The sequence below is a fragment of the Glycomyces sp. NRRL B-16210 genome (assembly GCF_000719515.1).
GTDB lineage: Bacteria > Actinomycetota > Actinomycetes > Mycobacteriales > Micromonosporaceae > Glycomyces.
The window spans coordinates 16,387-29,063 of sequence record NZ_JOGR01000003.1 but is presented as its reverse complement, the minus strand read 5'-3'; the positions used below and the strand labels follow the sequence as shown (position 1 = coordinate 29,063).

Here is a 12,677-nt window from a genome sequence, read left to right as displayed (position 1 = left end):
TGCGGAGGCCCGCGCCGCGTCCCCGGGCTCGGGCGACCGGGCCCGCACCGGCCCAATCCGCTTGCGTCCGCGCCCGGCCGGGTCCGTAGAATCCCTGATTATGGCCAATGTACTCACACCGCAGGGCGAGGACTTCCCTCGCTGGTACCAGGACGTCGTCGCCAAAGCCGAGCTGGCCGAGAACGGCCCGGCGAAGGGCTCGCAGGTGATCCGACCGACCGGGTTCGCGCTGTGGGAGCGGATGGTCGACGAGATGGACGACCGCATCAAGGAGACCGGCACGGAGAACGCCTCGTTCCCCCTCCTGATCCCCGAGTCGTACTTCCAGCGGGAGGCCGCCCACGTCGAGGGCTTCGCCCCCGAGCTGTGGATGGTCACCCACGGCGGCGGCAAGGAACTCGAGGAGAAGCTCGCGGTCCGCCCCACCTCCGAGACCATCATGGGCGAGTACATGGCGAAGTGGGTCAACTCGTACCGCGACCTGCCCCTGCTGCTCAACCAGTGGTGCAACGTCATGCGCTACGAGCTGCGCACGCGGCTGTTCCTGCGCTCCTCGGAGTTCCTCTGGCAGGAGGGGCACACCGTCCACGAGACCTATGAGGACGCCCACGCGTTCACGCTGCGCATCCTCCACGACGTCTACGCCGACTTCATGGAGAACGTGCTCGCGCTGCCGGTGCTGCGCGGGATCAAGACCGAGGCCGAGCGCTTCGCCGGGGCCCTGAACACCTTCGGGGTCGAGGTCCTCATGCTCGACGGCAAGGCCCTCCAGATGGGCACCTCGCACGAGCTGGGCCAGAACTTCGCGAAGGTCTTCGACATCCGCTTCCAAGGCTCGGACGGCAAGCAGCAGCTCGGCTGGACCACCTCCTGGGGCACCTCCACCCGCATGGTCGGCGGCCTCATCATGGGCCACGGCGACGACTCGGGGCTGCGCGTCCCGCCGAACCTCGCCCCCGTGCAGGTCCTCGTCATGGTGGTCAAGGACTCCGACGAGGTGCAGTCCACCGCGAGGAAGGTCTACGACGAGCTCAAGGGCGACGGCCTGCGCGTCAAGCTCGACCACCGCGGCGACGTCGCCTTCGGCCGCCGTGCGGTCGACGCCGAGCTCAAGGGCTACCCGGTCCGCATCGAGATCGGCCCCCGCGACCTCAAGAACGGCGAGGCCACCGTGGTCAGCCGCGTCGAGGGCACGAAGCAGACCGTCCCGCTCGGGATGCTCGCCGAGGCCGTCGCCGCCGCGCTCGAAGGCGCCCAGCAGCGGCTGTGGGACGAGGCCCTGGAGTTCCGCGAGTCGCACACCGCCGACGCCGCCACCGTCGAGGAGGCGGTCGAGGCCGCCCAGACCGGCTACGCCCGCCTGCCGTGGGACGCCTGCGGCGTCGAGGGCGAGCGGAAGGCCGCCGAATCGTCGGTCACCGTCCGGGTCCTGCAACGCGAGGACGGCACCGTGCCGGACTCGCTGGATGAGTCCGGTCTCATCGCCTACCTGGCCCGCTCGTACTGAACGCCCGGTGCGCTAGACTCTGACGCTGTAATGAGCTTTGGGACGGATGCCCTCTCAACAACCGTGACGCAAGGCCAAGTTTTCAGCGCGAACGCGATCCGGAGTCTCCACCTGGAATGCGCGCGCGCTGCGTGATCCTTACTTCAGGAGTAACAAAACGTGGCAGTGAAGATTCGCCTCACGCGAATGGGGAAGATCCGTACTCCCCAGTACCGCATCGTCATCGCCGACTCGCGCGTCAAGCGCGACGGCAAGGTCATTGAGAACGTCGGGATCTACCACCCGAAGGAGAGCCCGTCCCGGATCGAGGTCAAGTCCGACCGCGTCCAGCACTGGCTCTCCGTGGGCGCCCAGCCGTCCGAGTCGGTCAAGGCCATCCTGCGCAAGACCGGCGACTGGCAGCGCTTCAAGGGCCTGCCCGAGCCGGCCCCGCTGAAGGTCGCCGAGCCGAAGGCCGAGAAGGACTCGCTCTACCTGGCCGCCCTCAAGGAGTCGGGCATCGACCCCTCGAAGGCCTACGTCCCGGAAGAGGCCCCCAAGGCCGCGCCGAAGGCGAAGAAGTCCGCCGCCAAGGCCGAGGAGTCCGCTAAGACTGAAGAGGTCGAGGCCGCAGCCGACGAGGCCTCCGAGACCAAAGGGGAGTAATCGTGCTGCGACCGGCGCTTGAACACCTTGTCAAAGGCATCGTCGACAACCCCGACGACGTCCGTGTCCGACTGGTCGACTCCCGCCGCGGCAAGCGGCTGGAGGTCCGGGTGAACCCGGACGACCTGGGTACGGTGATCGGGCGGGGCGGTCGCACCGTCAACGCCCTGCGCCAGGTCATCGGCTCGATCGGCGGTCGCGGCATCCGCGTCGAGGTCGTCGATTCCTACTGAAGTCCGCAGACGGCCCCGGGGTTCGCCCCGGGGCCGTTGCGCTGCCCCGAGAAGAAGGTTCCATTGGCACAGGTAGTCGTAGGCCGGATCGTCCGCCCGCACGGGCTCCGCGGCGAACTCGTCGTCGAGGTCCGCACCGATGACCCCGAGGCCCGGTTCCAGCCGGGCGTCGAGTACGCGACCCGCGGCGGGCCGCTCAAGGGCGCCCCGCTCAAGGCGGTCACCGTCCGCTGGCACCAGGGCCGCCCCATGATCGGCTTCGAGGGCGTGCCCGGCCGCACCGAGGCCGAGACGCTCCGCGGGGTCCTCCTCAGCCTCGACATCGACGAGGACGAGCTGGTGGCCGACGAGGACGAGTTCCACGACGCGCTCCTCATCGACCTCGCCGTGGTCGACCTCGAAGGGGCGCACATCGGCACCGTCTCGCGCATCGACCACGGCGCGGCCCACGAGACCCTCGTGGTCAAGCGCAAGGGGCAGAGCCCGGCGCTCATCCCGTTCGTCGCCGACATGATCCGCGAGGTCGACGCCGAGGCCGGGACCATCACCGTCGACCTGCCGCCCGGCCTGCTGGACCTGTGACGGAGCCGGCATGAGAATCGACGTCGTCACCGTCTTCCCCGAATACCTCGCGCCGCTCGACCTCTCCCTCATCGGCCGCGCCCGCGAGAAGGGCCTTCTGGACCTCGAGATCCACGACCTGCGCCGCTGGACCCACGACGTGCACCACTCGGTGGACGGCCCGCCCGCCGGCGGCGGGGCCGGGATGGTCATGAAGCCGCAGCCGTGGGGCGAGTGCCTCGACGAGCTGGTCTTCGACGAGCACGGTCCCTCGGGCCCGCGGCCGCGCCTGCTGGTCACCAGCCCCGCCGGCCGCCCCTTCACGCAGGCGATGGCCCGCGAGCTCGCCGCCGAACCGTGGCTCATGTTCGCGTGCGGGCGCTACGAGGGCATCGACCAGCGCGTGGTCGACCACGCCGCCGAGTCGATGGAGGTCACCGAGGTCTCCATCGGCGACTACGTGCTCTTCGGCGGGGAGGTCGCCGTCCTCGCGATCGTCGAGGCGGTTGCCCGGCTCGTGCCCGGCGTCCTCGGCAACGCCGCCTCCTTGGACGACGAGTCGCACAACGACGGGCTCCTGGAGGCCCCCGCCTACACCCGCCCGGCCGAGTGGCGCGGCCACGAGGTCCCGCCGGTCCTCCTTTCGGGCGACCACGGCAAGGTCGACCGCTGGCGCCGCGACCAGGCGCTGCTGCGCACCGCGGCGGCCCGCCCGGACTTGCTGGAGCGCCTGGAGGCGGGTAGCCTCGACGAACGTGACCGGCGCCTACTTCAAGGGGCCGGGTTCGCGCCGCCCGAGCAGGATGTGGCAGAGTAGGCGAGTTCCCGTGACGTGCCGTTCGTTCAAGCGGTACCTCTCCCGGAGAGAACTTCTGAGCATGATCAATCGATGAGGTCGTAAAACCATGAACATTCTGGATGAGCTGAACGCCGCCTCCATGCGAGCCGACGTACCGGACTTCCGCCCCGGCGACACCGTCAAGGTGAACGTCCGTGTCCAGGAAGGCGCCCGGTCCCGTGTCCAGGTGTTCCAGGGCGTCGTCATCCGCCGCCACGGCGCCGGCATCGGTGAGACCTTCACCGTCCGGAAGCTGAGCTACGGCATCGGCGTCGAGCGCACCTTCCCGGTGCACGGCCCCATGGTCGACTCGATCGAGATCGCCATGCGCGGCAAGGTCCGCCGCGCCAAGCTCTACTACCTGCGCGACCGCAAGGGCAAGGCCGCCAAGATCAAGGAGAAGCGCGAACTCTAGTCCGCGCCATCGGCTTCGAAAGACCCCGGGCATCGCCCGGGGTTTTTCCTCGCCCCCTTTCTTCCGCTACGCTCAGCACATGAGTCCTGGCCCCCCCGGCGGGTCGAAGGGGCCGCGTCGCATCCACTGGAACCGACTCCCCGGCCCCGAAGGCCCCGTGCCCCCGCCGCCTCCCGACCCCCGCCGCTCCGGCCCGCCCGGCACCGGCCGGCCCCGCGGCCCGGTCCAAGGAGGCCCGGTCCAGGGCGGTCCCGTCCCCGGCGGCCGCGGCGCGGGCCCGGTCCCCGGCGGTTTCGCCGGTCCGGTCGCCGGCGGCCCGACGCGCCCGGTGCGCCGCGTCAACCGCCCGGACGCCCCCGTCGACCGCGTCGCCGCCGAGCGCGAGCGGGCCGAGGCCACGTTCGACCGCGTCAACGCCCCCGACCACGCCTCGGGCGACCGCGACACCGAGCCCAGGCGCGAGCGGACCGAGTCCGAGAGCCGGCTCTCCCACCCGCACAAGCGCCAGTACCTGTCGCTGTGGGTCGAGCTGCCGCTGCTGCTGGTCGTAGCCTTCTCCGCGGCGGTCCTGCTGCGCACCTTCGCGGTGCAGCCGTTCTACATCCCGTCGGGCTCGATGGAGCAGACCCTCCAGGAGGGCGACAAGGTCCTGGTCCTCAAGCTCACCACGACGCTGCGCAGCCCGCAGCGCGGCGAGGTCATCGTCTTCCGCGGCACCGACAGCTGGGACCCCGAGTACCGGCCCGCCGGCGGCGACGGCTCGTTCGTCTCCGACTTCACCACCGGGGTCCTCGACCTCATCGGCCTGGCCGAGCCGGACGAGAAGGACTTCATCAAGCGGATCATCGCCGTCGGCGGCGACACCGTCCTGTGCTGCGACGACGACGGGAACGTCGTGGTCAACGGCGTCTCGCTCCACGAGGACTACGTCTACGACGACGCGCCGCTCGACGTCGAGCCCGGCACCTGCCACGCGCGCCGGTTCCACGAGGTCGAGGTCCCCATGGGCCAGGTGTGGGCCATGGGCGACCACCGCGGGAACTCCAAGGACTCCCGATGCCAGGGGCCGGTGCCGGTCGAGAACATCATCGGCCGGGCGATCGCCCTGGTCTGGCCGACCGACCGCGCGACCGAGCTGGAGATCCCCGCGGTCTTCGCGACCCTGGAGGGCACCGGCGCCGACGAGTCCTCGGCCGCGGCCGAGGACGGCCTCCCCGCCGCGTGGGGCACCTACTGGCACGCACCGCCTTCGTTGCCCGCCACCGCGATACCGGCGAACGGTTCCCAGGCGACGGCGCGGCCGGTCAACTCGGGGGCGGGAGCGCGACCGCGTAGACTCGCACCGTGATCGAAGAAGGGCAAGCGCCCGGCGCCGACGGCGAAGGCGCCGAGGAATCCTCGGAAAAACTGCGGCCCAAGAAGAAGGGATCGTTCTGGAAGGAACTGCCCATCCTCCTCGTGGTGGCCATCGCGGTCGCATTCGTGGTGCGGACCTGGGTCGTCCAGACCTATTACATCCCCTCGGGCTCGATGGAGAACACCCTCCAGATCAACGACCGGGTGCTCGTCAACAAGCTCGTCCACGACTTCTCCGACCCCGAGCGCGGCGAGATCATCGTCTTCACCGCCCCCGAGGACTGGCGGTCGAGCCTGGAGGAGGACGAGTTCATCAAGCGGATCATCGCCGTCGGCGGCGACCACGTGGTGTGCTGCGACGACCAGGGCCGCATCACCGTCAACGGCCAGCCGCTCGAGGAGGGCTCCTACCTCTACGCCAACCCGGTCACGGGGGAGCAGGACGCGCCCTCCCAGGACCCGTTCGACGTGTACGTCCCCGACGGGCGCCTGTGGGTGATGGGCGACCACCGCTCGGCCTCGGGCGACTCGCGCGAGCGCTACATCCGCACCGGCGGCGACGTCGACGCGGCCACGATCCCGGTCGACGCGGTCATCGGCAAGGCCTTCGTGCTGTTCTGGCCCTTCTCGGACTTCAACTGGTTCGCCGTCCCCGAGACCTACGACGACATCCCCGAGCCGTCCTGACCGTGCTCCGCCCGGTCTCCTCCCGGATGCGGCGCGACGGCGACCTGTACGCGCTGGAGTCGGCGCTGCTGCGCCGCGGCCTCGGCCCGGTGGCCGGCGCCGACGAGGCCGGACGCGGCGCCTGCGCCGGGCCCCTGGTCGTCGCCGCGGTGAGCCTGCCGCCCAGCGCCCGCCTCGAGGAGCTGAACGACTCGAAGCTTCTGACCGAGGCCGCGCGCGAGCGCGTCTTCGAACGGCTGCGGCGCTCGCGCGCCCACGTCGCCACGGTCCTGTACGGGCCCGAGGAGATCGACCGGCGCGGCATCGCCGTGTGCAACCTGGAGGGGATGCGCGTGGCCGTGGCGCGGCTGCCCGAGCGGCCCGGGTTCGTGCTCACCGACGGGTTCGCGGTGCCGGGCCTGCCCGGGAGCCTCGGGGTCGTCAAGGGCGACCGGACGGCCGCGTGCGTCGCGGCCGCCGGCGTGGTCGCCAAGGTCACCCGGGACCGCCTGATGGCCCGGCTCGACCGGGACCACCCCGAGTACGGCTTCGCCGTCCACAAGGGATACGGCACGGCGGCGCACGAGGCCGCCCTGCGCCGCTGGGGCCCCTGCGAGCAGCACCGCCTGTCCTACGCGAACGTCGCCGCCGCGCGGCCCGCGCGCGTCTGAGCCCGCCCGAGGCCCGCGCCGGAGCGGTCCCGAAACCGCGGCGCAGCGTGAAATCACGGCTCCGCAAGCGTTCGCCGCGAGAGCCGCGAGCGGGGCGGGGCACCCGCGCACTATCGTTGAGACCGCCGCCAGAGAAGGAGGAGCGTTGAGCGCCGAGGACCTCGAGAAGTACGAGACCGACATGGAGCTGCAGCTGTACCGGGAGTACCGGGACATCGTGCGGCAGTTCACCTACGTCGTCGAGACCGAACGGCGGTTCTACCTGGCCAACGCGGTCGAAGTCCACGTGCGCGGCGCCGAGGCCGAGACCTACTTCGAGGTCGAGATGACCGACGCGTGGGTCTGGGACATGTACCGCCCCGCCCGCTTCGTCAAGCACGTCCGCGTCCTGACCTTCAAGGACGTCAACGTCGAAGAGCTCGACAAGCCCGACATCACCATGCCCTCATAGCGGCACGGCGCCCGGGCGGGCCGCCTCAGCACGGGCTCGCTCCTCGCAAGCATCCGCACCGGCTCCTGACGATCCTTCCCGGATCGCCTTGAACCGGCCCCGTGGGAAGCGGCCGAACCGCCGCTACCATTGATCGGGTGTCCACACTCCGTGACGTCATCAGCGCGCACACCGACCTGACCTCGAACTCCGCGGCCCACCTCCAGCGGCTCGTGGCCGAATGGCAGCTCCTCGCCGACCTCTCCTTCGCCGACTTCCTCCTCTGGGGCGCGGTCAAGGACCATCCCGGCGGCTACGTCTGCCTCGCCCAGGTCCGGCCGACCACCGGCCCGACCGCCTACGAGGAGGACCAGGTCGGGCGGATCCTCGAAGGCGAGGACGCCCAGCACCTCCACGTCGCCTTCACCGAAGGGCGCATCTTCCGCGAGGGCGACCCGGTGTGGCGCGGGGACGTCGCCGCCCGCCACGAGGCCATCCCGGTCCGGCGCCGCGACCGGCGCGAAGTCATCGCCGTCGCCGCCCGCGACACCAACCTCTCGGACACCCGCAGCCCCTCCCACCTGGAGATCAACTACCTCAAGACCGCCGACTACCTGGTCCAGATGCTCACCGACGGCGGCTTCCCGCCCCCGCTGCTGCCCGGCGAGCCGACCACCGCGCCGCGCATCGGCGACGGCCTGGTCCGCATCGGCGCCGACGGCCTGGTCCGCTACGCCTCCCCGAACGCCCTCTCCGCCTACCGGCGCATGGGCGTCACCGGGCACCTGAGGGACCGCGACCTCGCCGAGCTCACCCGCAGCCTCCCCTCCAACCCCGAGGTCGGCACCGACGCGGCCCGCCGCATCGCCGACGCCCTCGAAGGCGGCACCCCGCGCCGCAAGGAGATCGAGGCCAAGGGCGCGACCGTCCTGATGCGGGCGCTGCCGCTGCGACCCGGCGGCAAGGCCGCCGGCGCGCTCGTCCTCGTCCGCGACATCACCGAGGTCCGCCGCCTCGACCGCGAACTGGTCACCAAGGACGCGACCATCCGCGAGATCCACCACCGCGTCAAGAACAACCTCCAGACCGTCGCCGCCCTGCTGCGCCTCCAGGCCCGACGCGTCGGCTCCCCGCAGGCCCGCGCCTCCCTCGAGGAGTCGGTGCGCCGCGTCGCCTCGATCGCGCTCGTCCACGAGACCCTCGCCCAGTCCTCCGACGAGTCGGTCGGCTTCGACCAGATCGTCGACCGCGTCGCCTCCATGGCCGTCGAGGTCTCCGTCGCCGAGTCCAAGGTCACCCTCCGCCGCGAAGGCACCTTCGGCGTCCTCCCCAGCGAGTACGCCACCCCCCTGGTCATGGTCGTCAACGAACTGCTCCAGAACGCCGTCGAGCACGCCTACCCGCCCGGCCAGGAAGGCGAGGTCGTCCTCAGCGTCGCCCGCGACGGCGACCGCTTCCGCGTGACCGTCTCCGACCACGGCAAGGGCCTGCCCGAGGGCTTCCGCATCGCCGACTCCACCCGCCTGGGACTCCAGATCGTCCACACCCTCGTCACCGGCGAACTGCGCGGCACCATCGACATGCGCCCCCGAGCCGAAGGCGGCACCGAAGCGGTCGTCGAGTTCGCACTCCAGTGACACGACCGCCGAGGCCCACTTACGAACACTCGGCCCGCCGCGGTGTCCACTACCTGTGACCTGCTGTCCAGTGAGCGGGACGCCTGGTGCGCCATGCGGGAAAATGTGTCATGCTTGCTCGCATGTCTCGCACACACGGGCTCCGACTTGTGGCACGCCGCCACGTCGACTTCTGCCGTGTGTTCAGCGCCGCGTGTCTGATGTGCGCTTAATCCTTCCGGCAATTCGCCGTCGAACCGTGCCATACCCGTGTCCGCGATGAGGAGTACCGTGCCAACGCCAACGCGCAAACCGTCCCGCCCGAAGGGCCAAGGCCAGTGGGCCATGGGCCACCGGGAGCCGCTCAACAAGAACGAGCAGGGCAAGAAGGACGACAACCCGCTCAACGTGCGGCAGCGCATCGAGGGCATCTACGCCCACGGCGGCTTCGACTCCATCGACCCCGCCGACCTGCGCGGACGCTTCCGCTGGTGGGGCCTGTACACCCAACGCAGGCCCGGCATCGCCGGCGGCAAGACCGGCATCCTCGAAGAGGAGGAGCTCGACGACCGCTACTTCATGATGCGCGTGCGCATCGACGGCGGCCAGCTCGACCTCGAACAGCTCCGCACCATCGCGGGCATCTCCAAGGAGTTCGGCCGCGACACCGCCGACGTCACCGACCGCCAGAACTTCCAGTACCACTGGATCGACGTGCGCGACGTCCCCGAGATCTGGCGCCGCCTCGAATCGGTCGGCCTCGACACCCAGGAGGCCTGCGGCGACTGCCCCCGCGTCATCCTCGGCTCGCCCGTCGCGGGCGTCTCGGTCGACGAGGTCATCGACCCCACCCCGCAGATCAAGGCCATCCACGACCGCTTCGTCGGCGACCGCAGCCTCTCGAACCTGCCGCGCAAGTTCAAGTCCTTCATCGGCTGGCTCCCCGACGGCCCCTATGAATGCAACGACATCTCCCTCCTCGGCGCCCACCACCCCGAGCACGGCCCCGGCTTCGACCTCTGGGTCGGCGGCGGCCTCTCCACCAACCCGATGTTCGCCCAGCGCCTCGGCGTCTGGGTCGCCCAAGACGACATCGAAGAGGTCTGGGTCAACGTCGTGCGCATCTTCCGCGACTGGGGCTACCGGCGCCTGCGCACCCGCGCCCGCCTGAAGTTCCTCGTCAAGGACTGGGGCGTCGAGAAGTTCCGCGAGGTCCTCGAATCCGAGGCCTACCTCGGCCGCAAACTCCCCGACCTCGAAGCGCCGCAGCCGCCCGAGCGCCTCCTCGACCACATCGGCGTCCACAAGCAGAACGACGGCAAGTACTACATCGGCGCCGCACCCCTCGTCGGCCGCGTCTCCGGCACGCTCCTGGAGCAGTTCGCCGACGTCGCCGAGAAGCACGGCTCCAACCGCGTCCGCACCACCCCGATGCAGAAGCTCCTGCTCCTCGACGTCCCCGAAGACCGCGTCGAGCAGGCCGTGGCCGACCTCGAAGCGATCGGACTCTCCGCCAACCCCTCCCCGTGGCGCCGCAACACCATGGCCTGCACCGGCATCCAGTTCTGCAAACTCGCCATCGTCGACACCAAGGACCGCGCCCGCGACCTCGTCGGCGAACTCGAGAAGCGCGTCCCCGAACTCGACACGCCGATCTCGGTCAACGTCAACGGCTGCCCCAACGCCTGCGCCCGCACCCAGACCGCCGACATCGGCCTCAAAGGCCAACTGGTCCTCGTCGACGGCGAGCAGGTCGAAGGCTTCCAGGTCCACCTCGGCGGCGGCCACGCCGCCGAAGCCAGCCTCGGCCGCAAGGCCCGCGGCCTCAAGGTCGCCTCGGCCGACCTCGGCGACTACATCGAACGCCTCACCCGCCGCTACCTCGCGGCCCGCACCGAAGGCGAGACCTTCGCCCACTGGGTCCACCGCGCCGACGAGTCGGAATTCCAGTGAGCGCCCGCGTCGTCCCCTACCACTGCCCCTACTGCGGTGAAGAGGACCTCAGACCCTATGCGCCCGAGAACGACAACGAAGTCGAGATCAAGGGCGGATGGCACTGCGCGGACTGCACCCGCGTGTTCGCCGTCAAATACCACGGGATGGCCGCGGCACCCAGCTACGCGGCCCCCGAAACGGGCCCCCAGCCCGAGTGAAGTACCCCGATCGGAGTGAAGCAGCATGAGCAGCACAGGGAACCAGAGAGACCCCTTCGAACTCCGTGACCTCGCTATGGAAGCGGGGAAGCGCCTGGAAGACGCCACGGCCCACCAGATCCTCGAGTGGGCGGTCGGCGAGTTCGGCGAGCGCTTCTGCGTGACCTCCTCCATGGCCGACGCCGCCGTCGTCCACCTGGCGAGCCAGGTGGCCCCCGGCATCGACGTCGTCTTCCTCGACACCGGCCTGCACTTCCCCGAGACCCTCCAGGTCCGCGACTTCGTCGCCTCCACCATGGACGTCAACGTCCGCTCGATCCAGCCCGACCAGTCGGTGCTGTCCCAGGACGCCGAATTCGGCCCGCGCCTGTTCTCGCGCGCCCCCGACGAGTGCTGCTCGCTGCGCAAGGTCCTCCCGCTCAACCGGGCGCTGGCCGACTACGACGGCTGGGCCACGGGCCTGCGCCGCGACGAGGGCCCGACCCGCGCCAACACGAGCGTGGTCGACTTCGACCTCTCCCGGCGCAAGGTCAAGGTCTCCCCGATCGCCAAGTGGACCGGGGCCGACCAGGAGGCGTACATCGAGCGTTACAACATCCCGGTGAACCCGCTGCTCAAGGACGGCTTCCGCTCGATCGGCTGCTGGCCGTGCACCCGGCGCACCGCGCCGGGGGAGGACCCGCGCGCCGGCCGCTGGGCCGCGTTCGACAAGACCGAATGCGGGCTGCATGTCTGACCTCTCGGCGCACGGACCCGGCGGCCTCGCCGGGTCCGACGCGCCGACCGCTTCGCCGACCGAAGCTTCGGGACCGCCGCGACCGGTCGTACTGGTCGCCCACGGCAGTCCCGACCCGCGCTCCCCGGAGGCCGTGCGCGCCATCGCGCGCACGGCCGGAGCGCGCGCGGGCTTCCTGGAGTTCAACGAACCCGACCCAGTCGAAGTCCTCACCGACTTGGCCGACAACGGCTTCGGCGAAGCGGTGGCGCTGCCGCTGCTGCTCACCGACGCCTACCACTCGCGCACCGACCTCCCCGAGGTCGCCCGCCGCGCCCGAGAAGCCCGCCCGGGTCTCCAAGTGGCCCTAGGGCGACCGGTCGGCGACCCGGCGCTCGCCGACGCCCTGATCCGCGGCCTCCCCGAGGACATCGACGGCCTCGTGGTCCTCGCCGCCGGCACCAGGGTCGACTCGGGCCGCGACCACGTCCGACAGATCGCCGCCGAGGCGGCCCGGCGACTCGCCCTGCGCCGCAGCGGCCGCGCACCGCTCACCGTCCACGGCGAGGCCGGATTCGCCTCCGGCCCGGGGCTCACACCCGCCGCCGCGGTCGCGGACCTGCGCTCGCGCGGCGCCCGCACGATCGCCGCGGTCTGCTACTTCATCGCCCCGGGCCTCTTGTGCGACAAGGCGATCGCCTCGGCCCGCGAAGCCGGCGTCGTCCACGTCGGCGAGCCGATCGGCACCGCCCCCGAACTCATCGACCTCATCGCGCGCCGCGCCGCAGCCGCCGCATACGAAGGCCCGGCGGGGAAACGAGCGGCCGAGCCGACCGGCTGACCGCCGTCGCGCCCCCGCCTTCCCTTGCGC

At 70.9% G+C, this 12,677-nt stretch carries 15 protein-coding genes; all 15 read left to right on the top strand.

Going from position 1 to position 12,677, the window contains the following annotated elements; genetic code table 11:
* The first annotated feature begins 100 nt into the window (after positions 1–100).
* The gene (proS, locus tag IF12_RS0104445; protein WP_030155034.1) at positions 101–1,507 is read left to right on the top strand and encodes a proline--tRNA ligase; all 1,407 of its coding nucleotides are present in this window, start codon (positions 101–103) and stop codon (positions 1,505–1,507) included.
* 159 nt (positions 1,508–1,666) lie between these two features.
* Positions 1,667–2,152, top strand: coding sequence for a 30S ribosomal protein S16 (gene rpsP, locus IF12_RS0104440; RefSeq protein WP_030155032.1), 486 nt, complete (start codon positions 1,667–1,669; stop codon positions 2,150–2,152).
* Positions 2,152–2,385 (top strand): RNA-binding protein, encoded by a 234-nt coding sequence (locus IF12_RS0104435; protein WP_030155029.1) that lies wholly within the window; start codon positions 2,152–2,154, stop codon positions 2,383–2,385. The genes rpsP and IF12_RS0104435 overlap by 1 nt, the downstream gene beginning before the upstream one ends.
* A gap of 63 nt (positions 2,386–2,448) precedes the next feature.
* Positions 2,449–2,967, top strand: a complete 519-nt coding sequence (gene rimM / locus IF12_RS0104430; protein WP_030155027.1) for a ribosome maturation factor RimM — start codon at positions 2,449–2,451, stop codon at positions 2,965–2,967.
* Between the two features lie 10 nt (positions 2,968–2,977).
* Positions 2,978–3,763 (top strand): tRNA (guanosine(37)-N1)-methyltransferase TrmD, encoded by a 786-nt coding sequence (gene trmD, locus IF12_RS0104425; RefSeq protein ID WP_030155019.1) that lies wholly within the window; start codon positions 2,978–2,980, stop codon positions 3,761–3,763.
* An 88-nt stretch (positions 3,764–3,851) separates the two neighbouring features.
* The gene (rplS, locus tag IF12_RS0104420) at positions 3,852–4,199 is read left to right on the top strand and encodes a 50S ribosomal protein L19 (protein ID WP_030155016.1); all 348 of its coding nucleotides are present in this window, start codon (positions 3,852–3,854) and stop codon (positions 4,197–4,199) included.
* Between the two features lie 79 nt (positions 4,200–4,278).
* Positions 4,279–5,547 carry a signal peptidase I gene (gene lepB / locus IF12_RS23755; protein ID WP_133884394.1) on the top strand — a complete coding sequence of 423 codons (1,269 nt, stop codon included), beginning with the start codon at positions 4,279–4,281 and terminating at the stop codon, positions 5,545–5,547.
* A 59-nt stretch (positions 5,548–5,606) separates the two neighbouring features.
* Positions 5,607–6,242, top strand: a complete 636-nt coding sequence (gene lepB / locus IF12_RS0104410; protein WP_030155011.1) for a signal peptidase I — start codon at positions 5,607–5,609, stop codon at positions 6,240–6,242.
* A gap of 2 nt (positions 6,243–6,244) precedes the next feature.
* Complete coding sequence (locus IF12_RS0104405) at positions 6,245–6,892, top strand: ribonuclease HII (RefSeq protein ID WP_231492328.1); 648 nt, start codon at positions 6,245–6,247, stop codon at positions 6,890–6,892.
* A gap of 145 nt (positions 6,893–7,037) precedes the next feature.
* A complete protein-coding gene (locus IF12_RS0104400) occupies positions 7,038–7,343 on the top strand; it encodes a DUF2469 domain-containing protein (RefSeq protein WP_030155006.1) in 306 nt (101 codons plus the stop codon).
* A 137-nt stretch (positions 7,344–7,480) separates the two neighbouring features.
* Positions 7,481–8,959 (top strand): sensor histidine kinase, encoded by a 1,479-nt coding sequence (locus tag IF12_RS0104395; protein WP_030155004.1) that lies wholly within the window; start codon positions 7,481–7,483, stop codon positions 8,957–8,959.
* Between the two features lie 258 nt (positions 8,960–9,217).
* A complete protein-coding gene (locus IF12_RS0104390; protein ID WP_030155002.1) occupies positions 9,218–10,891 on the top strand; it encodes a nitrite/sulfite reductase in 1,674 nt (557 codons plus the stop codon).
* A complete protein-coding gene (locus IF12_RS0104385) occupies positions 10,888–11,091 on the top strand; it encodes a hypothetical protein (RefSeq protein WP_030154999.1) in 204 nt (67 codons plus the stop codon). Before IF12_RS0104390 ends, IF12_RS0104385 begins: the two co-directional genes overlap by 4 nt.
* Before the next feature lie 25 nt (positions 11,092–11,116).
* Positions 11,117–11,827 carry a phosphoadenylyl-sulfate reductase gene (locus tag IF12_RS0104380; RefSeq protein WP_051703958.1) on the top strand — a complete coding sequence of 237 codons (711 nt, stop codon included), beginning with the start codon at positions 11,117–11,119 and terminating at the stop codon, positions 11,825–11,827.
* Positions 11,820–12,647, top strand: a complete 828-nt coding sequence (locus tag IF12_RS0104375) for a sirohydrochlorin chelatase (protein ID WP_051703957.1) — start codon at positions 11,820–11,822, stop codon at positions 12,645–12,647. Before IF12_RS0104380 ends, IF12_RS0104375 begins: the two co-directional genes overlap by 8 nt.
* Positions 12,648–12,677 lie beyond the last annotated feature (30 nt).

Excerpts from the sequence above, each read along its gene's own strand:
- IF12_RS0104390 (WP_030155002.1), top strand. The coding sequence starts at position 9,218 with ATGAGGAGTACCGTGCCAACGCCAACGCGCAAACCGTCCCGCCCGAAG.
- proS (WP_030155034.1), top strand. The coding sequence starts at position 101 with ATGGCCAATGTACTCACACCGCAGGGCGAGGACTTCCCTCGCTGGTAC.
- rplS (WP_030155016.1), top strand. The coding sequence starts at position 3,852 with ATGAACATTCTGGATGAGCTGAACGCCGCCTCCATGCGAGCCGACGTA.
- IF12_RS0104380 (WP_051703958.1), top strand. The coding sequence starts at position 11,117 with ATGAGCAGCACAGGGAACCAGAGAGACCCCTTCGAACTCCGTGACCTC.
- lepB (WP_133884394.1), top strand. The coding sequence starts at position 4,279 with ATGAGTCCTGGCCCCCCCGGCGGGTCGAAGGGGCCGCGTCGCATCCAC.
- IF12_RS0104375 (WP_051703957.1), top strand. The coding sequence starts at position 11,820 with ATGTCTGACCTCTCGGCGCACGGACCCGGCGGCCTCGCCGGGTCCGAC.
- trmD (WP_030155019.1), top strand. The coding sequence starts at position 2,978 with ATGAGAATCGACGTCGTCACCGTCTTCCCCGAATACCTCGCGCCGCTC.